Origin of the sequence: Rhodococcus sp. As11, from assembly GCF_048957735.1 — a bacterium.
Lineage (GTDB): Bacteria > Actinomycetota > Actinomycetes > Mycobacteriales > Mycobacteriaceae > Rhodococcus > Rhodococcus gordoniae.
Genome location: NZ_JARDJE010000002.1, coordinates 1 through 20057, shown reverse-complemented (window position 1 = coordinate 20057; position 20057 = coordinate 1). Strand labels below are relative to the sequence as shown.

General features: G+C 68.7%; 18 protein-coding genes. 13 read left to right on the top strand and 5 right to left on the bottom strand.

Annotated features, from left to right (window positions below):
• The first annotated feature begins 304 nt into the window (after positions 1–304).
• The gene (locus tag PV766_RS02470) at positions 305–427 is read left to right on the top strand and encodes a hypothetical protein (RefSeq protein WP_255162744.1); all 123 of its coding nucleotides are present in this window, start codon (positions 305–307) and stop codon (positions 425–427) included.
• A 259-nt stretch (positions 428–686) separates the two neighbouring features.
• A complete protein-coding gene (locus PV766_RS02465) occupies positions 687–1121 on the top strand; it encodes a DUF4383 domain-containing protein (RefSeq protein WP_026003250.1) in 435 nt (144 codons plus the stop codon).
• Positions 1122–1162: 41 nt separating this feature from the next.
• On the opposite strand, the gene PV766_RS02460 is transcribed toward PV766_RS02465, so the two are convergent.
• Positions 1163–2884, bottom strand: a complete 1722-nt coding sequence (locus PV766_RS02460) for a RecQ family ATP-dependent DNA helicase (RefSeq protein WP_421096480.1) — start codon at positions 2882–2884, stop codon at positions 1163–1165.
• Between the two features lie 176 nt (positions 2885–3060).
• Between PV766_RS02460 and PV766_RS02455 the strand changes: the two genes are divergently transcribed.
• Positions 3061–3852 carry an SDR family NAD(P)-dependent oxidoreductase gene (locus tag PV766_RS02455; RefSeq protein WP_421096334.1) on the top strand — a complete coding sequence of 264 codons (792 nt, stop codon included), beginning with the start codon at positions 3061–3063 and terminating at the stop codon, positions 3850–3852.
• Between the two features lie 20 nt (positions 3853–3872).
• Here PV766_RS02455 and PV766_RS02450 read toward each other — a convergent pair whose 3' ends face one another.
• Together PV766_RS02450 and PV766_RS02445 are read right to left on the bottom strand one after the other, a co-directional pair.
• The gene (locus PV766_RS02450; RefSeq protein WP_421096333.1) at positions 3873–4481 is read right to left on the bottom strand and encodes a hypothetical protein; all 609 of its coding nucleotides are present in this window, start codon (positions 4479–4481) and stop codon (positions 3873–3875) included.
• A gap of 33 nt (positions 4482–4514) precedes the next feature.
• On the bottom strand, positions 4515–5015 hold the full coding sequence (locus PV766_RS02445; RefSeq protein ID WP_064065003.1) for a hypothetical protein: 501 nt from the start codon (positions 5013–5015) through the stop codon (positions 4515–4517).
• A 112-nt stretch (positions 5016–5127) separates the two neighbouring features.
• On the opposite strand from PV766_RS02445, the gene PV766_RS02440 reads away from it, so the two are divergent.
• The gene (locus PV766_RS02440; protein WP_064065002.1) at positions 5128–5427 is read left to right on the top strand and encodes a protease inhibitor I42 family protein; all 300 of its coding nucleotides are present in this window, start codon (positions 5128–5130) and stop codon (positions 5425–5427) included.
• A 70-nt stretch (positions 5428–5497) separates the two neighbouring features.
• Here the strand turns inward: PV766_RS02440 and PV766_RS02435 are convergent, their stop codons facing one another.
• Positions 5498–6415 carry a neutral zinc metallopeptidase gene (locus PV766_RS02435; RefSeq protein WP_129976682.1) on the bottom strand — a complete coding sequence of 306 codons (918 nt, stop codon included), beginning with the start codon at positions 6413–6415 and terminating at the stop codon, positions 5498–5500.
• Between the two features lie 139 nt (positions 6416–6554).
• Between PV766_RS02435 and aspS the strand changes: the two genes are divergently transcribed.
• From aspS to PV766_RS02420, 3 genes are all read left to right on the top strand, one after another.
• Positions 6555–8342: an aspartate--tRNA ligase gene (gene aspS, locus PV766_RS02430; RefSeq protein WP_064064947.1), complete on the top strand. Its 1788-nt coding sequence runs from the start codon at positions 6555–6557 to the stop codon at positions 8340–8342.
• 183 nt (positions 8343–8525) lie between these two features.
• Positions 8526–8795 (top strand): DUF4235 domain-containing protein, encoded by a 270-nt coding sequence (locus tag PV766_RS02425; protein WP_064064946.1) that lies wholly within the window; start codon positions 8526–8528, stop codon positions 8793–8795.
• 202 nt (positions 8796–8997) lie between these two features.
• The gene (locus tag PV766_RS02420; protein ID WP_421096332.1) at positions 8998–10161 is read left to right on the top strand and encodes a kinase; all 1164 of its coding nucleotides are present in this window, start codon (positions 8998–9000) and stop codon (positions 10159–10161) included.
• 31 nt (positions 10162–10192) lie between these two features.
• On the opposite strand, the gene PV766_RS02415 is transcribed toward PV766_RS02420, so the two are convergent.
• Positions 10193–11830, bottom strand: a complete 1638-nt coding sequence (locus PV766_RS02415; RefSeq protein WP_421096331.1) for an alkaline phosphatase D family protein — start codon at positions 11828–11830, stop codon at positions 10193–10195.
• Positions 11831–11924: 94 nt separating this feature from the next.
• Between PV766_RS02415 and PV766_RS02410 the strand changes: the two genes are divergently transcribed.
• From PV766_RS02410 to PV766_RS02385, 6 genes are all read left to right on the top strand, one after another.
• Entirely contained in the window at positions 11925–13337 is a 1413-nt protein-coding gene (locus tag PV766_RS02410) for a replication-associated recombination protein A (RefSeq protein WP_064064944.1), read from the top strand.
• 169 nt (positions 13338–13506) lie between these two features.
• Complete coding sequence (alaS, locus tag PV766_RS02405; protein WP_064064943.1) at positions 13507–16173, top strand: alanine--tRNA ligase; 2667 nt, start codon at positions 13507–13509, stop codon at positions 16171–16173.
• Between the two features lie 2 nt (positions 16174–16175).
• A complete protein-coding gene (gene ruvX / locus PV766_RS02400; RefSeq protein ID WP_064064942.1) occupies positions 16176–16694 on the top strand; it encodes a Holliday junction resolvase RuvX in 519 nt (172 codons plus the stop codon).
• Positions 16691–18520, top strand: a complete 1830-nt coding sequence (locus PV766_RS02395; protein ID WP_421096330.1) for an endolytic transglycosylase MltG — start codon at positions 16691–16693, stop codon at positions 18518–18520. Before ruvX ends, PV766_RS02395 begins: the two co-directional genes overlap by 4 nt.
• On the top strand, positions 18510–19364 hold the full coding sequence (locus PV766_RS02390; RefSeq protein ID WP_421096329.1) for a shikimate dehydrogenase: 855 nt from the start codon (positions 18510–18512) through the stop codon (positions 19362–19364). The genes PV766_RS02395 and PV766_RS02390 overlap by 11 nt, the downstream gene beginning before the upstream one ends.
• Before the next feature lie 200 nt (positions 19365–19564).
• A complete protein-coding gene (locus tag PV766_RS02385; protein ID WP_064064939.1) occupies positions 19565–19921 on the top strand; it encodes a YciI family protein in 357 nt (118 codons plus the stop codon).
• The last annotated feature ends 136 nt before the right edge of the window (positions 19922–20057 follow it).

The following is a 20057-nucleotide window of genomic DNA, read 5'->3' as shown; positions in this document are numbered from 1 at the left end:
ATAGGACGAACGGGCACCGGCGGAAGTTCCCCCCCGCCGGGTGGAGATATGGTCACAAGGCGATCTTGGAATATGTGGATCTTCCCCCGAATAGACCGTATTGTCCGGCCCGGAAACTCCCCGAGGAATACGACATATCGGGCGGATTTTCACCGAGTTTTCGATATTTCCCCTGCTAGGGCCGATTTGTGTTCCGGATTACAATTCTTCGCGCTGCGCAGCTGTCGAATGCAGGTAACAATTGGATCGCGTGTCGACGCGAGTCGTCACAACTTCGATGTCGTTCCATTGATGGGAGAAGCCCGTGCCTGCACTCGAGTTCCTTGTCGACCTCTTCGGTAACCTGTCCGACCTGTTCGACGCGCTGAACTTCTTCACCGGTTCCGCTGACGCCGCCGGCGATGCGTTCGGCAGCAGCCAGGCCTGAGCCTCGCCGATTCGAAGGCCCGCGGGTACGCCCGCGGGCCTTCGTCGTGGCCGGGGTGGTGACAGGGCGGGAGGGGCCGAAAGGCGGGGCGCCCGGGATTCCGGTTGTCGCCCGTGGTGCGGTGCGCGAAAACCGACGTTTGGGTTCGATCCGGCAGGGCTACCCGGGGGGAGCAATTCGGACCACTCAGCGCAAACGGACGTTCGGTGAGAGGACGCGAATCATGACATCCCCATCCCCACGACCCACTCGGGGCTCGATGACGGCAACCCCGGTGCAGACGGCCGCGCTCGTAGTGGGCGCGGTGTTCCTCCTGGTCGGCATCCTCGGGTTCATCCCGGGGGTCACGACGGACTACGACCAACTCTCGGGTGCAGGCCACCACTCCGAGGCTCTGCTCCTGGGGATCTTCCAGGTGTCCATCCTGCACAACATCGTGCACCTGTTGTTCGGTGTCCTGGGACTCGCCGCGGCCCGCGCCGCGGCCACCGCTCGCAGTTTCCTGATCATCGGTGGCGCGATCTACCTGGTGCTCTGGATCTACGGCCTGATCATCGACAAGGACAGCAGCGCCAACTTCGTGCCCGTGAACTCGGCGGACGACTGGCTGCACTTCGTTCTGGGGGTGGGCATGATCGCTCTCGGTGTGCTCCTGACACGGACGCGGACCACTCCGGGCACGGTTCGCCCCTGACCCGTGCCCGGCCCGGTGACGGGATCCGAAGAACCCGTGGCTCACGCCACGGGTTCTTCCGTGTGGACAGGCGCGGGTTCCGAGGGGGCGTCCTCGCCGTCGACCGTGAGCACCCCCGATTCGGCGACCGCCTCGAGCGACAACGTCCGGTAACCCTCGTCGTCGAACAGGACGGTGACACGATCGTGCTCGCCCGTCATGACCACTCCCGGTCCCCACTCGGCGTGTACGACGCGCGTGTTCGGGGCGAGCACGGAGGAGTATCCGCCGGGGGACGGAAGCGCCGAGACCGTCCCGGCCTCGTCGACGGCGCCGTCCCGGCAGGTGTCGCACCGGCCGCACGGCGCGGGGAGTGACTCGCCGAAGTATCCGAGGAGGAATCGGCGTCGGCACCCGCGGGTCTCGGCGTAGCCACGCATCATGTCGACGCGGGAGCGATCCAGGCGCTCACCTGCCGCCGCCGTCTCCCGTGCGCGCTCGACCGCCGTCCGGCGCGAGACGTCGGCGACGGAGAGTCCTCGCCGGCCGGACACGAGAGCTCCGCACCGTTCGAGCAGGTTCACGGCGTTCGACAACCTGCGCCCCCGCACGTCCAGCTCGGCACGCAACTGTCCGAGCCGCATCGGGGATCCGGCGCGAACCGCCGAGAACACCCGGGCGATCAACTCCTCGTCGGGATGATGGGTGGTGAAGAAGGTCGCGAGCGAGAGATCCTCGGGCCGGTAGAACATCAGGACGGTGGCCGGTTCCCCGTCCCGCCCCGCGCGCCCGATCTGCTGGTAGTAGGAATCGACCGAGTCGGGTATCGAGGCGTGAACGACGAAACGCACGTCGGGCTTGTCGATGCCCATGCCGAAAGCGGAGGTCGCCACCACGACCTCGCAGCGACCGTCGAGAAAGCCGAGGTGGACGTCCTCGCGCTCCCCGGCGCGCATTCCGGCGTGATAGGGACACGCCTCGATCCCACGTTCACGCAGGGCATCGGCGTACCGCTCGGTGTCCTTGCGGGTCGCGGCGTAGACGATCCCCGGGCCGGGCATCGATACCACGGCCTCGACGACGGCGCGCCGCTTCTCTCCGTCGTCGGTGTACCTGCGCACCTCGATGTCGAGATTCGGCCGGTCGAAACCGCCGGCGACGACGAGCGGATCCCGCATACCCAGCGCCGCGACGATGTCGTCGCGGACCGGCGGCGAGGCCGTGGCGGTGAGGGCCACGAGGGGTGGGCGACCGAGCGTCTCGACCACGTCTCCCAGGCGCAGGTATTCCGGTCTGAAGTCGTGACCCCACATCGAGACGCAGTGCGCCTCGTCGACGACGAGGAGCGAGACCTGCACGTCGCGCAGACGGTCCAGAACCTCGTCCTTGACGAGTTGTTCCGGAGCGAGGAATACGTAGTCGGCATCGTGTTCGAGCACGGCACGCCAGTTCGCCTCGTTCTCGGACTCGGGCTGGCGCGAATTGATGGCGACCGCGTCGGGCGCCTCCGAGTGGTCGAGACCGGCGATCTGATCGTTCTGCAGCGCGATCAGAGGCGAGACGACCACGGTCACCCCCGGTAGCAGCAACGAGGGCACTTGATAGATCGCGGATTTCCCGGAGCCGGTGGCCATGACGGCGAGGACGTCGCGTCCGTCGAGCAGCGGCACCATGGCATCCAGTTGCTCGGGGCGCAGAGCGCTCCAGCCGAAGACATTCTGCGCGGCGGCACAGAGTTCCTCGCGTGCCTCGTCCGACGCTCGTTCAGGCGAAAACCGATACATCTTGTGCTGCAAGTGAACTCCAGATTCCGTGTGGACCGCCCCGGTTGGGGCGGGCGCAGGATGCCTGCCGCATACCCGGGGACGCGCCCGACCCGAACGGCTCGCGGATCCCGGGCCTGCCGTGTCGGTCCGGCCGGGTGTGGGTACCCGCGCTCCATACGTGCCGAGGAGGAGAGATGAACGATGCTCGACCCCGTGCTCTGGTGACCGGAGCCTCGCGAGGGATAGGCCGGGAGTTGGCCGCCCTGTTCGCGGCCGACGGCTACGACCTCGTCCTGGCAGCGAGATCGGACGCGCTGGACGCGGTCGCCGCCGACCTGGAGAAGACCGGGGTGGACGTGGTTGCGGTCCACGCCGACCTGCGGACGCCGGACGGCGTCCGGGCGGTCCACGAGGCCGCGACAGCCGAGGGTCGCATCCCGGCCGCCGCCGCGCTCAACGCCGGTGTCGGGGCCGGTGGCGCATTCGTCGACGCAGAGCTCGAGGACGTGCTCTCGATCGTCGACGTCAACGTGCGCTCGACGGTGCATCTGGCGCACCTGCTGCTGAACGACATGCTGCGGGCGGGATCGGGCCGCATGCTGATCACATCGTCGGTCGTATCGACGATGCCCGGCCCCTACCAGGCCGTGTACAACGCGTCCAAGGCCTTCGTGCAGTCCTTCGCCGACGGTGTCCGGAAGGAGCTGGACGGCAGCGGGCTCACGCTCACGTCGATGCTGCCCGGGGCCACCGACACCCGTTTCTTCGCGCGTGCCGGGATGCTCGACACCCTGCTGGGGAAGTCCCCCAAGGACGATCCTGCCCGTGTGGCCCGGGACGGCTATGCCGCGCTGATGCGCGGCGAGCGGAACGTGGTGCCCGGTTCCCTCCTCGCCAAATCCATGGCGGTCTTCGGTACGGTGGCGCCCGACGCCGTGACCTCGGCCGTCCACCGGGTCCTGGCGAAGCCGCGATCGGAGAGATGAGCCCGCGACGAGAGGACCGGTCAGGCGGATCTCGTCCGTGCGGCCGGGCGGGTGGGATGGTCGTAGCGCACCAGCACGTCCGCATCCGTCTCGCCGTGCTCGAGCAACGCGGTGATCGTCCAGTGATCCCCGGCGCGCGTGCGTCTTTCGAGCGCCCCACGCGACATCGTCAGGGAAACGGTGACATCGAAGTCGAGCCCGCGGCCGAGGAGCATCGGACCGGCGACGACGAGAATCTGGTCGTGCGCCGCCGGCCGCGGGAGTTCGCGTGCCGAGCGGTCGGTGTCCTCGTCCCACAGACGAGGAAGCCATCGGTGCTGTTCGTGCAATGCTCGCACCACCTCCCGATCGAGTGCTGCGTAGTCGAACCAGTCGTGCCGGTAGCTGTACGGATCGGTCCGCCCGTGCTCGAGCCGGAGGGACGCGGGCCGGACGAAGTCGTGGAGTGCCACGACGTCGGCGGCACGGCCCCGTGTTCGCAGTTCCGTCCCGATTCGGCGCGCGAGTTCCACCGGGTCTGCCGCGTCGGGCGCACTCACGGCGACGCACACGGTTCCGGTGAGCGACTCGGCACGGTCGGCGACGGAGATCGTGAGGGCCTCGGGGGTCAGGGGAGTGAACGAGGGCATCGGTCGTCGCTCATGTCCTTCTGCGGGTGAGGATCACCAGGGTGCGTCGTTCCCGTCCGGTACCGGTGTGTCGAGAAGCCGGTCGAGCCAGAGCACCGCTTCGACCAAGGCTTCCATCTGCGATGCCCAGTCCATCGCGAAGACCACCTCGTCGAGGTCGCTGCGGGCCGCGACGGAGTCGCCGGCGAGTGCATCGACGACGGCCTTCATCACGGTGCTCTCCGGCTGCGGAAGTTCCTCCGGCCGGACGTGACGGCCGCTCTCGGTCCGGATGGTCAGTTCGAAGGACTCGTCGCCGCGCACCTGCGGGCCGATCTTGTCGACCACGACGTCGGCGATCGTCGAGACCGTCCACCTCAGTACGCCGCCGTACAGCGGGGGAGTGATCCGGGACGGTGAGTCCGAACCGGCGCTCGACACCAGTGCCGCGACCTCTTCGGTCAGTTCGCTGTAACCGTTCTCGTGGGCGAGAGCGAGAAGGCGTCCTCCCATCACCGCGTCGCTGCGTGTGATTCCGGCTCGTTCCTCGTGCATGGGCACCGAATGCCCCATTTTGTGTCCCATCACACATCGGCATCACGCGGGCTGTGCGGTCACCACGGCCGAGTGGGTGAGGCGGATCACATCCGGGCGCTATTCTGAGGTCATGAAGCACATCGCCACTGGGCCGAAGGACGTCACGGTCGGTGTCGGGGACACGATCGAACTGCACCTTCCCGAGAACACCTCCCGGGACTACTGCTGGTCGACGTCGAGGATCGGAGAAGGACTCGTCCTGCGCGACATCCGATTCCTGCCGTCGAAGAATCCGCTGCCGGGAGGGGCCGGTGAACGGGTCTTCAGCTTCACGGCACGCCGCGCCGGTACCTGGCCCATCTCCCTGCGCATGCGCAAGCACGCCGACCTGATCGCCGACAGCGCGAACATGACCGTCACGGTCGCGTGAGGGCGTATCGCAGCGGACGCGTGACGTAGAGGTTCGTCGGTACACGAGGTGCCGCACGCGATCCGCGGAGTCAGCGCAGCGCCGGGGGGTTGTCGAGATCGCGCGCCGAGTAGGTGTCGCACGCGTCGACCCGGCCGGTGCGGTATCCCGCCAGGAACCAGGCCTGGCGCTGCTCGGACGAGCCGTGCGTCCAGCCCTCCGGGTTCACCCGACCGGTGGCGGCCCGCTGGATCCGGTCGTCGCCGACGGCGGATGCGGCGGAGAGTGCGTCGCGGATATCGGTGTCGGTCAGGGGCACGAGGAAAGGTTCGCCGGTGGTCGGCTCGGGCAGCTTGTCGGCGTGATAGGCCCATACTCCGGCGTAGCAGTCGGCCTGCAGCTCGGTACGGACGGCGCCGGATTCGGGACCGCGCGGATCGGCCTGCGCACGTCCGAGATCGCCGAGCTGGTTCTGCAGATGGTGGCCGAACTCGTGCGCGACGACGTATTCCTGCGCGAGCGGACCGCCGCTGGCGCCGAACCGGGTCTCGAGTTCGTCGAAGAAGCTGGTGTCGAAGTAGGCGGTCCGATCCGCCGGGCAGTAGAACGGCCCGATGTCGCTGGTGGCGTTACCGCAGCCCGTCGACGTGGCCGACGTGAAGATCTCGACCTCCGGCTGCACGTAGGCCACACCGGTCTGGCTCGCGAACTGCTGCTCCCACACCGAGTCCAGCGACCCGACGGTGTAGAGCACCCGGCAGTCGACGTTCTCGTTGGCGGTGGCACCACCGACCTCGCACTCCTCGAGTGCGCTCTCCGCCTGCGGATCGCCGGACGTGTCGGGCACCCCCGATCCCAGCAGCGAGGACGGATCTCCGCCGAACAGCAATGCCAGGATGATGACGATCAGGCCACCGGCCCCGCCACCGAGAGCGAGCTTCCCACCGCGCCCACCACCGCCGGTACGGACACGGCCCGCATCCATGCGTGCACCTTCTCTGAACGTCATCGCCGCCGCTTTCTCCCGTGTTCGTCGGACCCGGACAAGCTTGGCACGAACTATTCGGTACGGGTGCGCTCAGGCCGATCGTGTCTTTCGTAGGATTACAGCCGACGAACCCGTCGCTGATCGTTTCGAAAGGAATTCCGTGCTGCGCACCCATCTCGCCGGCTCGTTGCGAGCCGAGCACGCCGAGCAGACTGTCACCCTCACCGGATGGGTTGCCCGGCGACGCGATCACGGCGGGGTCATCTTCATCGACCTGCGCGACGCGTCGGGTGTCTCGCAGGTGGTCTTCCGTAGTGCCGGGGTCCTCGAGCAGGCGCACCGGCTCCGCGCGGAGTACTGCGTCCGGATCACCGGCAAGGTGGAGGTCCGCCCCGAGGGCAACCAGAACTTCGAGATCCCGACCGGCGCGATCGAGGTCGACGCCTCCGAACTCGTCGTCCTCAACGAGTCGGCCCCGCTGCCGTTCCAGCTCGACGACCAGGCCGGTGAGGAAGCCCGCCTGAAGTACCGCTACCTGGATCTGCGCCGCGAGAAGCCCGGCAAGACCATCCGGTTGCGCAGCAAGGTCAACGCTGCGGCCCGCGCCGTGCTCGCCCACCACGAGTTCGTCGAGGTCGAAACCCCGACCCTCACCCGCTCGACACCGGAAGGCGCCCGCGACTTCCTGGTGCCCGCACGCCTGCAGCCCGGCAACTTCTATGCCCTGCCGCAGTCCCCGCAGCTGTTCAAGCAGTTGCTCATGGTCGGTGGCATCGAGCGCTACTACCAGATCGCGCGCTGCTACCGCGACGAAGACTTCCGCGCCGACCGTCAGCCCGAGTTCACCCAGCTCGACATCGAGATGGCGTTCGTGAGCCAGGACGACGTGATCCTCCTCGCCGAGGAGGTGCTGCACGCACTGTGGCGTCTGGTGGGCTACGAACTCGAGACCCCGATCCCGCGCATGACCTACGCCGAAGCCATGCGCCGTTTCGGCACCGACAAGCCGGATCTGCGTTTCGGTATCGAACTCGTCGAGTGCAAGGAATTCTTCAAGGACACCACCTTCCGTGTCTTCCAGGCCGAGTACGTCGGTGCTGTCGTCATGCCCGGCGGCGCGAGCCAGCCGCGTCGTCAGCTCGACGCCTGGCAGGAATGGGCCAAGCAGCGCGGCGCCAAGGGCCTCGCATACGTGCTCGTCGGCGAGGACGGCACGCTGAGCGGCCCGGTCGCCAAGAACCTCACCGACGCCGAACGTGCCGGGCTCGCCGCGCACGTGGGCGCCGACCCCGGCGACTGCATCTTCTTCGCCGCCGGCCCCACCAAGCCGATGCGGGCGCTGCTCGGTGCCGCGCGCGGCGAGATCGCCCGCAAGCTCGATCTGATCGATCCGAACGCGTGGGCGTTCGTGTGGGTCGTCGACGCCCCGCTGTTCGAGCCCGCGGCCGACGCGACCGCCAGTGGGGACGTGGCCCTCGGTCACTCGGCGTGGACCGCGGTGCACCACGCGTTCACCTCGCCCAAGCCCGAGTACCTCGACACCTTCGACACCGATCCGGGGTCGGCGCTGGCCTACGCCTACGACATCGTCTGCAACGGCAACGAGATCGGTGGCGGCTCGATCCGTATCCACCGCCCCGACATCCAGGAGCGGGTGTTCAAGGTCATGGGCATCCCGGAGGAGGAGGCGAACGAGAAGTTCGGCTTCCTGCTCGAGGCATTCAAGTACGGTGCGCCGCCGCACGGCGGTATCGCCTTCGGCTGGGACCGCATCACCGCGCTGCTCGCCGGGGTCGACTCGATCCGTGAGGTCATCGCGTTCCCCAAGTCCGGAGGCGGTGTCGATCCGCTGACCGACGCTCCCGGGCCGATCACGCCGGAGCAGCGCAAGGAGTCGGGCATCGACTTCGTGCCGGAGCCTGAGACCGAGGACGCCGACAGGTCCTGATCACTCGCATCTTCCTCGGCGCGGTGCCGTCCGCCTCCGGGCGGCGGCACCGCGCCGTCGTGTCCGAGGCCTCCGACGGCGGTCGTGTGGTGAGGTTCGTGGGTTCGATGGGGTTTGTGAGGATCCTGTCGGGGTACTCCGTCGGTCCGGCGCCAACGGGGGCGCCGGTACGAGGAGGTATCGATGGCCGACGCACGTGTGATCTTCTACAAGCCGCTCGCTCTCGCAGCCAGTGTGGGAGGCGGCCTTCTCGCCGGCGCAGTCTTCAATCAGGTGTGGAAGAAGGTCGGCGGCAGTGACGAACGGCCCGAACCTCAGGATCTGTCGCAGCGCACCAGGGACGTGCTCGTCGCGGCCGCTCTCCAGGGTCTGATCTTCGGTGTCGTGAAGGCCGCGGTGGACCGCGGCACCGCCCGTGGATTTCAGAAGGTGACACACGTTTCACCGGAATAGTGGTGACGTGTCCCTATCGTGATGGACGCGTGGAGAGCCGCGGCGGACGGGAGCGGAACGGGACACATCGGTGAACAGCGAGTTCTTCCTCGCAAGCAGACGAAAGCGACGTGGTGGAACGGTCGCGGGTGAAGAAGGTCCCGCTCGATCCGAGCCTTGTGGACGACCTCGTCGTGACCGAGAACCTGTAGATTGGGCCGTGATGACCGCAACATTGGCAGACCCCGTGTCCGAGGTGGTACACGCCGCCGAAGCGCTGCTCACCCGCCGTACCGGCGCCACGGTGACCCTCACCGATCCCGTGGATCTCGGGGGCAGCGGCCGCTCGGTGGTCGTTCGGGTACGAGTGGCCGCCAATCCGTTCTCGCTTCCACGCACCCTGGTCCTCAAGCAGGTGCCGCCCTCCCGCGGCGCCGGCCACGTCGACTTCCGCGGTTCCGAGACCGACGAGCAGATCGCCTTCCTCCGGGAGGCGGTCTCCTACCAGTTCACGACGGCCCTGGCGAAGGATCACCGTCCGGGCGCCGAACTGCTCGCCTACGATTTCGACGCCCGTCTGCTCGTGCTCAGCGACCTCGGTGACGCGACCACTCTCGCCGAGGTGCTGCGCAACAGCTCCGAGGCCGCCGGGAACACCTTGATGGCCCTGGCGCAGGCGCTCGGGCGCATGCACGCCGCGACCGTCGGGCGCGAGGAGGACTTCGCGGCCCTGCTTCGTCGCGCCGACGTCGCGCGGGTCGCCGACGCGGTGTCCCAGCAGGCCCTCGACGCGGTACGGGGCGTCCCCGAACTCCTCGAGGCGGATTTCGGGCTGGCCGTGCCCGAGTCGGTGCGCGAGCGCGCCGAGCGTGCCTCCAAGCTGTTCACCGGCGGACGTTTCCGGGCTTTCAGCCCGTCGGACCTGTGCCCCGACAACATCGTCGTCGGTGACGACGGCGTGCAGTTCCTCGACTACGAGTGGGGCGGCTTCCGCGATGCGACCCTCGACATCGCGTACGCACTCAGCTCCTTCCCACTGTGCCTGTGCTCGGTGCCGCTCTCCGTCGACCGCATCCGCGCGATGGCCGACGCATGGCGCGCCGAGGTCGTCGCCATGTGGCCGCAGCTGGCCTACGACGAGGTGCTCGAGGAGCGGTTGCTCGATGCCCTGCTCGCGTGCATCTGGCTGAGCACGCACCTGTTCCTGCCCGAGGACCACGCACGCATCGCATCGGTCCGCGAACACGGACTGTCGGTGCCGCGCATCCCGGCGCTCCGCGCCCGCTGGTCGCTGCTCGCCGAGTTCGCCACCGCGACAGGCCACGACGATGTCGCCGCACACGCCCGCGACGTGCTCGCCCACCTCGAGGACCGCGCCGCCGGTTAGAGCGGTCGATCCGGCAGGCGCCGCTCGCCGGCTACACGAGGGGAGCGGCGGGTTCGATCCTCGTCGCGCCGTCGGCCACCCGGTATCCCGCGACACGGCGTGCAGGGGTGTTCGGATCCGTGCGGTCGCCGACGAAGAACCACTCCATCTGTGTCGCATCGGGGGCCACGTCGAGTACCCCGTAGCCGTGCGAATCGAGTTCGACGAAGCGCACGTGCCGATTGGTCGCGGTCGCCGTCGCCTCCAGCGCAGGCGACGTGCTCCTCGGCGGCACACCGAGCAGCTCGTCGATGTTCGCCGAGGTCACCGAGGGAACCACGAACTCCGTGGCGACGGTGCCTGCCCCCGGATAGTCGGCGGCGTCGACGGGGACGTCCATCGCCCACGAGGTGTGGATGTCGCCCGTGAGGAAGACGACGTTCCGCAGACCCGCCGCCGTGATCGTGTCGAGCAGCCGCCGGCGGTCGGCCGTGTAACCGTCCCACTGATCGGTGTTGAAGGGCACGCCTCCGGCCGGCGCTCCGATGAGCGCGGTCAGCGCCCCGGTGGTCCGTGGATCGAGGGGTGGCAGCAGGATCGGCGAGAGCATCACCGAATTGCCGATCAGCTGCCACCGAGTAGGGGAGGTGGTCAGACCCGCGGTGAGCCACTCCATCTGGTCCCGTCCGGTCATCGTGCGCGCCGGATCGTCGACCTGCCGTCCGATGCCGCGAACCTGTTGGGATCGATAACTCCGCAGGTCCAGCATGGACAGTTCGGCGAGCCGCCCGAAGCGCAGACGGCGGTAGAGACGTCCGGCATTCGTGCGGACCGGCATCCACTCGTCGTAGGCCTGCACGGATGCCGCTCTGCGGGCCGCCCAGTCGCCCTCGACGAGCGGATCGTGGTTCTCCGCCCCGCCTGCCCACGCGTCGTTGGCCGATTCGTGGTCGTCCCACACCACGATCCACGGCACCTTCGCGTGCAGTGCCTGCAGGTCCGGATCGGTCTTGTACTGCGCGTGCCGTATCCGGTAGTCGGCCAGGCTCACGATCTCGTGCGCCGGCAGGTGAGCGCGGACGGCCCGGCCGCCGGCGACGGGAAATTTCCCGGCCGCGTACTCGTACAGATAGTCGCCGAGGTGCACCACGGCGTCGAGATCGTCGCGCGCGGCGAGATGGCGGTAGGAGGAGAAGAACCCGCCTTCCCAGTCCGAGCACGACACCACCCCGAACCGGAGACGTTCGACCGCGGCGTCGTGAGCAGGTGCCGTGAGCGTCCTGCCGGTCGGTGAGACGGCTCCGGCGGCACGGAAACGATAGAAGTAGGTGGAACCGGGTGCGAGTCCGCGGACGTCGACCTTGACGGTGTGGTCGGAGACCGCACTCGCCGTCACCGTGCCGCTCGAGACGACCGCATCGAAGGTACTGCTGCGGGCCAGTTCCCAGCTCACGGAGACGTCGGGCCCCGCACCCGAACCGGGTGTCGCCTCCGGTGACGGGGTCACCCGCGTCCACAGGATCACCGCGTCGGGCAGCGGATCTCCCGATGCCACACCGTGCGCGAAGACCGCCGGGGAGGCGTGCGCCGGCTGCGAGGTCGTCGCGAAGGCCGCAACACCGGCGGCGAGGATCGACGACCGGAGCACGGCGCGGCGGGACACATGATCGGCGAACGGTGTCGTGGCCACGACCACGATCCGACCACACAATCGGACATCCGTCACGCGAACGGCACAGACCGTCGTCGACCGGGCGTCGGCGCGAGCTTGTAGCGTCGGATGCGTGAGTGATCTTTTCGGGGCGAACGACCCGTCTGCCGAACCGGACGCCCTGTTCGAGGCGCCACGCGAACCGGAACCCGACATCGAACCGCAGGTCCGCCGGACCTCGATCGCACCCGGTGGCGCGAACGCACCGCTCGCCGCGCGCATGCGGCCCGCGACTCTCGACGAGGTGGTCGGGCAACAGCATCTGCTCGAACCCGGGGCGCCGCTGCGGCGCCTCGTCGAGGGATCGGGCGCCGCCTCGGTGGTGCTCTACGGTCCGCCCGGCACCGGGAAGACGACCCTGGCGTCGCTGATCTCGGGGGCCACGGGACGCCGGTTCGAAGCGCTGTCCGCACTGTCGGCGGGCGTCAAGGACGTGCGCGCCGTCATCGATCTGGCGCGCCGGCGGCTCACCCACGGTGAGCAGACGGTGCTGTTCATCGACGAGGTCCACCGCTTCTCGAAGACCCAGCAGGACGCACTGCTGGCCGCCGTCGAGAACCGCATCGTGCTGCTGGTCGCGGCGACGACCGAGAACCCGTCGTTCTCGGTGGTCGCCCCGTTGCTGTCCCGGTCGCTGGTACTGCAACTGCAGCCGCTCGGGCCCGACGACATCCGGGCACTGCTCGAACGTGCGCGCACCGACGCCCGTGGACTCGCGGGTGCGGTCGAGATCGACGACGACGCCCTCGACCACCTCGTCCGGCTCGCCGGGGGCGACGCCCGCCGTGCCCTGACGGCGCTCGAAGCTTCCGCCGACACCGCGCTCGCCGTCACCGGTGGCGACGCGGCCGTCATCGACCTCGCGACGGTGGAGTCGAGCATCGACGAGGCCGCCGTCCGCTACGACCGCGACGGCGATCAGCACTTCGACGTCGCGAGTGCCTTCATCAAGTCGCTGCGCGGCTCCGACGTCGATGCGGCCCTGCACTATCTGGCACGGATGATCGTCGCGGGGGAGGACCCGCGCTTCATCGCCCGTCGTCTGATGATCCAGGCCAGCGAGGAGGTGGGCATGGCCGACCCCACCGCCCTCCAGACGGCGGTCGCCGCAGCGCAGGTCGTCCAGCAGGTCGGGATGCCCGAAGCCCAGCTCGCGCTCGCCCAGGCGACGATCCACATCGCCACTGCCCCCAAATCGGGTTCGGTCACCGCCGCCCTCGGTGCCGCCATCGCCGACGTCAAAGCGGGCAAGGCGGGGCCGGTACCGGCGCATCTGCGCGACGGTCACTATCAGGGCGCGCAGAAGCTCGGCAACGCGATCGGCTACAAGTTCCCGCACGCGCACCCGGACGGCGTGCTTGCGCAGCAGTACGCCCCGGACGAGCTGGTCGGCGTCGACTACTACGAGCCGACCGGCCGCGGCGTGGAACGGGAGCTGTCGGCCCGCCTGCCCAAGCTGCGCCGCATCGTGCGCGGTGAGCGGTGACCGTGTACCGAGGACCCCGGACGGCGCCACCGTACGGAAGCCATGCACGGCGCTGCCGTACAGAAACCACTTTCGGCGGCGCGATAAGCTGAAGAGCGGCCGATCGGCACGATCGGCAGCCCGCCCCGGGCAGTTCACACCATCGCCAGACCACAAAAGGACCATCGACGTGCAGACCCACGAGATCCGCAGGCGCTTTCTCGATCACTTCGTGAAGGCGGGACACACCGAGGTGCCGAGCGCGTCGCTGATCCTCGCCGATCCCAACCTGCTGTTCGTCAACGCCGGCATGGTCCCGTTCGTGCCCTACTTCCTCGGTCAGCAGACCCCGCCGTACACGCGCGCCACATCCGTGCAGAAGTGTGTTCGCACCCTCGACATCGAGGAGGTCGGCAAGACCACCCGCCACAACACCTTCTTCCAGATGGCCGGCAACTTCTCGTTCGGCGACTACTTCAAGGAAGAGGCCATCACCTTCGCGTGGTCGCTGCTCACCGGTTCCGTCGAGCACGGCGGTTACGGCATCGATCCCGAGAAGTTGTGGGCGACGGTCTATCTCGACGACGACGAGGCGTACTCCATCTGGCGCGACAAGGTCGGTGTGCCCGACGAGCGCATCCAGCGCCGCGGCATGAAGGACAACTACTGGTCGATGGGCATCCCCGGCCCGTGCGGTCCGTGCTCCGAGATCTTCTACGACCGCGGACCCGACTACGGCGTCGAAGGTGGTCCCGAAGCCGACGAGGACCGCTACATCGAGATCTGGAATCTCGTGTTCATGCAGAACGAGCGCGGTGAGGGCGGCGCCAAGGACGACTACCCGATCCTCGGCCCGCTGCCGAAGAAGAACATCGACACCGGTATGGGGGTCGAGCGCGTCGCTTTCCTGCTCCAGGGCGTCGAGAACGTCTACGAGACCGACCTGCTGCGTCCGGTGATCGAAAAGGCCACCGAACTCACCGGCGCCGTCTACGGTGCGACACACGACGACGACGTGCGTTTCCGCGTCATCGCCGACCACGCCCGCACCGCCGCGATGCTCATCGTCGACGGCGTCAACCCCGGCAACGACGGCCGCGGCTACGTGCTGCGCCGCCTGCTCCGCCGCATCGTGCGCTCGGCGCGCCTGCTCGGCGCCGACAAGCCCACGATGCGCGAGTTCATGGCGGTCGTGCGCGACACCATGGCCCCGTCCTATCCCGAGCTCGCCACCGATTTCTCCCGCGTCGAGACCGTCGCGGTGGGCGAGGAGACCGCCTTCCTCAAGACCCTGGGCACCGGCAGCAAGCTCTTCGAAGGCGCCGTCGAGACCGTGAAGTCGCAGGGCAAGAACGTGCTCGGCGGCACCGAGGCGTTCACCCTCCACGACACCTACGGCTTCCCGATCGACCTCACCCTCGAGATGGCGTCCGAGGCCGGCCTCACCGTCGACGAGGAAGGCTTCCGCTCGCTCATGGCCGAGCAGCGGCAGCGCGCCAAGGACGATGCCCGCGCTCGCAAGCACGCCCACGCCGACCTGACGGTCTACAAGGAACTCCTCGACCGCGGCCCCACCGAGTTCACCGGCTTCAGCGAACTGGTGAGCGAGGCGCACGTGCTCGCCGTCATCACCGGCGGCGAGCGGCTGCACGCCGCAAGCGCGGGCCAGCAGGTCGAGCTGATCCTCGACCGCAGCCCCCTCTACGCGGAGTCCGGCGGTCAGATCGCCGACATCGGCAGCATCACCGGCCCGGGTCTGAGGATCAAGGTCGACGACGTCCAGAAGATCGCCAAGCAGCTGTGGACACACAAGGTCACCGTGCTCGAGGGCCAGGTCGTCGAAGGCGACGCCGTCCTCGTGCAGGTCGATCCCGAGTGGCGCAAGGGTGCCACCCAGGGCCACTCCGGCACCCACCTGGTCCACGCCGCGCTGCGCGAGGTGCTCGGCCCCAACGCCGTGCAGGCCGGCTCGCTCAACAAGCCCGGCTACCTGCGGTTCGACTTCTCGTGGCCCGGCGCGCTGTCCGAGCAGCAGAAGCAGGACATCGAAGGCGTCACCAACGAGGCCGTCGCGGCGAACTACCCGGTCAACACGTTCGTCACCGACCTGGACAAGGCCAAGAAGATGGGCGCGATGGCCCTGTTCGGCGAGAACTACGGCGACGAGGTCCGCGTCGTCGAGATCGGCGGTCCGTTCTCGATGGAGCTGTGCGGTGGCACACACGTGCAGCACTCCTCGCACGTCGGCACCGTGACCCTCCTCGGCGAGCAGTCCGTCGGCTCCGGTATCCGCCGAGTGGAGGCATACGTCGGTCTCGATTCCTACCGTCATCTGGCGAAGGAACGCGCGCTGCTCGCGGGCCTGTCCTCCACCCTCAAGGTCCCCTCCGAGGAGGTGCCCGGGCGCGTCGAGGCCCTGCTCGACCGGCTCAAGGCCGCGGAGAAGGAACTCGAGAAGACCCGTGCCGCGAACGTCGCCGCCGCAGCCGGCACGTATGCGGGCAAGGCGCAGCGCGTCGGCGACGTACTCGTCGTGGCCGAGGCCGCTCCGGACGGTGTCGCCGGCAACGATCTGCGCACGCTCGCGGCGGACGTCCGCGGCCGCCTCGGCACCGAGCCCGCCGTCGTGTTGCTGCTCGGCAATGCCGGCGGCAAGGTGCCGTTCGTCGTCGCCACCACGAAGGCGGCCCAGGAGAAGGGCATCAAGGCCGGCGAACTCGTCTCGAGCTTCGGCCCCGCGATCGGTGGTCGCGGTGGCGGCAAGCCCGACATGGCCCAGGGCGCAGGGTCGGATCCGGCGGGCATCCCCGCCGCACTCGACGCCTTCCGTGCCCGCCTGAACGAGTCGGCCGGCTGAGCGTGGCCGAACTACCGCGCCCCGATCGCCCCGGAGCGGACGATCCCGGCCGTGGTCGCCGCATCGCTGTCGACGTCGGCAGCGTTCGGATCGGGGTCGCATCGAGCGACCCCGACGGCATCCTCGCCACTCCGGTCGAGACTGTGCCGCGTACCAAGGAACGTAGCCCGGAAGCGCCCGATATCCGGCGCATCGTCCGGATCGTTAGGGAATACGAGGCAGTGGAGGTTATCGTCGGGCTGCCGCAGACACTGCGCGGTGAGCCCGGCAAGGCTGCGAAACTGGCGAGCGACTTCGCGCGTCGGCTTCGCCGTGCCCTACCCGACGTTCCCGTGCGCCTGGCCGACGAACGTTTCACGACGGTCACTGCGGCGCGCGCCCTCCGCGAGAGCGGGGTGAGTGCGCGAGGCGCGCGGCCGGTCATCGACCAGGCTGCCGCCGTGGCCATCTTGCAGGGTTGGTTGGACGAGCGGAGTTCGGTAGTGAACGAGTCGGGGCGTGACGCGGGGGGCAGCCGGTGAGCCGGCACGGACGACACGACGACCATTCGGAGAACGGGCGGGAGGATCTGTTCGCAGATCCCTACGCCGGTGGGTACACGCAACCTCCGGTCGATCGCACCGGACCCGCTGACCCGCAGCGGTCCGACCGGGGTTACCGGTACGACGACCCGTACGCACCCGACCCCTACGCGCGCGATGCGTACGGGCACGATCCCCACGCCGGTGATCCGTACGGTGAAGGTCACTCCGGCGGGGCGCCGAGCGCCGGTCGTCCTGGTCCGGACGACCACGAGACCACGGTCCTGAACTTCGGTCCGGGGGCGTTCGACGGCCCACCACCGGGCACGGTCGACGGTCCACCGTCAGGCGCCCCGGGGTACCACCCGCATGCCACGGCCGGTCGTCCCGAACAGGGATACGTCGACGACGACCATGCGGACCAGGACTACGGCGAGCAGGGTTACGGCGAGCGGGGTTACGACGAGCGGGGTTACGACGACGGCGGACACCTCGACGACGAGTATCCGGGCGGCTACTCCTACGCCGCACGCGACGATTACCGGGACACCGATCGGCGCGACGACTATGCCGACTACGTCGACGACGATGCGGACGACGACACCGCCGAACAGCGCGCGGTGCCTGCCGCGGTCGGCGGTTCGGATCATCCCGCGCGCCGCGATCCGAAGGCGCGCAAGCGCAAGAGACGTGGACGGGTCGTGGGGGCGCTCGCCGCCGCGATTCTCCTGCTCGTCGTAGCAGGTGGCGGTTATCTCGCCTACGATCGGCTCCTCGGCCCCGACCTCCCGCCCGACTTCACCGGACCCGCCGGTCCCGCCGTCGTCGTCCAGGTCGCCCCGGGCGACACCGCCGGAGAGATCGGCAGCGAATTCGTCGACAAGGGCGTCGTGGCGAGTTCCGCCGCTTTCTACGAAGCGGCCGTGCAGAACTCGGGAATGAACTCCCTGCATCCCGGCTTCTATCAGGTGCCCACCAACATTCCCGCCGTCGACGCCGTCGCGGCGCTCGTCGACCCGGCCAGCCGGGTGGGGGCGCTCGTCATCTCCGAGGGACGTCAGCTGCACGACATCCGCGACGTCAACACGGGCGCCGTTCGCAAGGGCATCTACACACTCATCGCCGAGGCGAGCTGCCACGGTGACGCCGCCGCCGAGAACTGCATCACCTACGAGGAACTCGACGCGGCCGGATCCACCCCGGATCTGCAGGCCCTCGGCGTTCCCGAATGGGCGCGCGATGCGGTGGCGAACGTGCCCGACAGGCGACGACAGCTCGAGGGTCTCATCGCCGCAGGCAGCTGGGATTTCGATCCCACTGCCGAACCCGTCGAGATCCTTGCCCGCCTGGTCTCGGAGAGTGCTACGAGCTACGACTCCACCGGGATCACCGACGCGGCCGCGCGGGTGGGCCTGACCCCCTACGAGATGCTCATCTCCGCGTCGCTGGTCGAACGCGAGGCACTGCCACAGGATTTCGCGAAGGTCGCCCGCGTGATCCTCAACAGGCTCGAGATCGATCAGATGCTCCAGTTCGACTCGACGGTCAACTACGAACTCGACGAGACCGAACTCGCGACCACCGACGCCGACCGCGGCCGGGTGACCCCCTGGAACACCTACGCGAAGGTCGGTCTGCCGGCGACGCCCATCTCCTCGCCGAGTATCGGCGCGTTGCAGGCGATGGAGAACCCGGAACCGGGGGAATGGATCTACTTCGTGACGATCGACGACAAGGGCACCACGCTCTTCGCGAACTCCTACGAGGAGCACCTGCAGAACACCGAGTTGGCACTCGCGAGCGGGATCCTCGACAGTGGCCGCTGATCCGAGGTCGGGTGTCCGGAGGGCGGCGGTCCTCGGGAAACCCATCGCGCACTCGAAGTCGCCCCTGCTGCATCTCGCGGCGTACCGGGCACTCGGGCTGGCCGAGTGGACCTACGAACGCGTCGAATGCACCGGTGAGCAGCTGCCGGGACTCGTGTCCTCACTCGGTGAGGAATGGGTCGGCCTGTCCGTCACGATGCCCGGCAAGTTCGCGGCACTCGAATTCGCCACCGAACGCACCGAGCGGGCTGTGACGATCGGTTCGGCGAACACCCTCGTCCGTATCGAGAACGGGTGGCGGGCCGACTGCACCGACGTCGACGGTGTGTCGGGGGCATTGCGGTCGGCCGGGGTCGGCGATCTGTCCGATGCGGCGGCGGTCGTCGTCGGATCGGGTGGCACCGCGCGACCGGCGCTGGTCGGGCTCACCGACCTCGGTGTGCGTTCGGTGATCGTCGTCGCGCGTTCCGAGGAGAAGGCCCGCGCGACGTTCGACTGCCTCGGGGACGACATCGAGGCCCGATGGCTCTCGTTCGATGCGCCGGAACTCGCCCGGGTCTGCGCCGAGGCGGGTGCGCTCGTGAGCACCGTGCCCGCGCCCGCGGCGGCACCGTACGCGGAGACGCTCGCGCACGCGCCCTGCATCCTCGACGCGATCTACGATCCCTGGCCCACGCCCCTGGCGAAGGCAGCCGAGGCACGTGGGGGCCGCGTCGTCAGCGGTCTGCACATGCTCCTGAACCAGGCCTTCGGGCAGGTCGAACAGTTCACCGGACTACCCGCCCCGCGCGCGGCGATGGCCCGCGCCGTCGGGCTGGACATGAATTCTCCGCATCCGGCCTGAGGACCCGCGCGGCCCCGGGGTCGTGGCGATCCGCACCGTCTTCATCCATGGATGCGGACGAGGGATCCGATACCGACCATGTGCGAGGGCGGCGGGCCGGACCGACGGTCTTTTCCGTGCCAGGTGTCGAATCCGCGCCTTACCGTTCGTATGGAGGATGAGAGGCCGGATCCGCCGGCCGTGGAGGGAAGGACCCCGACATGGCGCAGTACCTGCTGAGCATCTACCAACCGGACGGTGAGCCGCCGTCTCCGGAGTTCCTCGAACCGATCATGAAGAAGGTCGAGGCCTGGCAGAACGAGATCCGGGAGGCGGGCGTCTGGGTGTTCTCCGGTGGGTTGCACCCACCGGACACCGCCACGGTCGTGCGTACCGACGAGGGGCGCGTGGTGACGACCGACGGTCCGTACATCGAGGGCAAGGAGCACCTCGGTGGCTTCGACATCCTCGACGTGTTCGACCTCGACGAGGCGCTGAGGTGGGCACGCGGTCTCGCGGAGGCCACCACGCTGCCCGTCGAGGTACGGCCGCTGGCCTTCGGTTCCTGCGCCGGATGACGTGCATACAACGATGACCGATCCGTCCACGGCGGACATCGAACGCGTCTTCCGCGACGAGTACGGTCGGGCGGTCGCCGTCCTGTACCGCGGGGTGGGGGGCCCCGCGGGGGGGGCCCCGCCGCGGGGGGCGGGG

Coding starts and splice junctions, on each gene's coding strand:
- PV766_RS02445 (WP_064065003.1), bottom strand. CDS start 5,015: ATGCACGAGGAACGAGCCGGAATCACACGCAGCGACGCGGTGATGGGA.
- PV766_RS02455 (WP_421096334.1), top strand. CDS start 3,061: ATGAACGATGCTCGACCCCGTGCTCTGGTGACCGGAGCCTCGCGAGGG.
- PV766_RS02460 (WP_421096480.1), bottom strand. CDS start 2,884: ATGTATCGGTTTTCGCCTGAACGAGCGTCGGACGAGGCACGCGAGGAA.
- PV766_RS02425 (WP_064064946.1), top strand. CDS start 8,526: ATGGCCGACGCACGTGTGATCTTCTACAAGCCGCTCGCTCTCGCAGCC.
- PV766_RS02420 (WP_421096332.1), top strand. CDS start 8,998: ATGACCGCAACATTGGCAGACCCCGTGTCCGAGGTGGTACACGCCGCC.
- PV766_RS02435 (WP_129976682.1), bottom strand. CDS start 6,415: ATGACGTTCAGAGAAGGTGCACGCATGGATGCGGGCCGTGTCCGTACC.
- PV766_RS02385 (WP_064064939.1), top strand. CDS start 19,565: ATGGCGCAGTACCTGCTGAGCATCTACCAACCGGACGGTGAGCCGCCG.
- PV766_RS02440 (WP_064065002.1), top strand. CDS start 5,128: ATGAAGCACATCGCCACTGGGCCGAAGGACGTCACGGTCGGTGTCGGG.
- PV766_RS02450 (WP_421096333.1), bottom strand. CDS start 4,481: ATGCCCTCGTTCACTCCCCTGACCCCCGAGGCCCTCACGATCTCCGTC.
- PV766_RS02465 (WP_026003250.1), top strand. CDS start 687: ATGACGGCAACCCCGGTGCAGACGGCCGCGCTCGTAGTGGGCGCGGTG.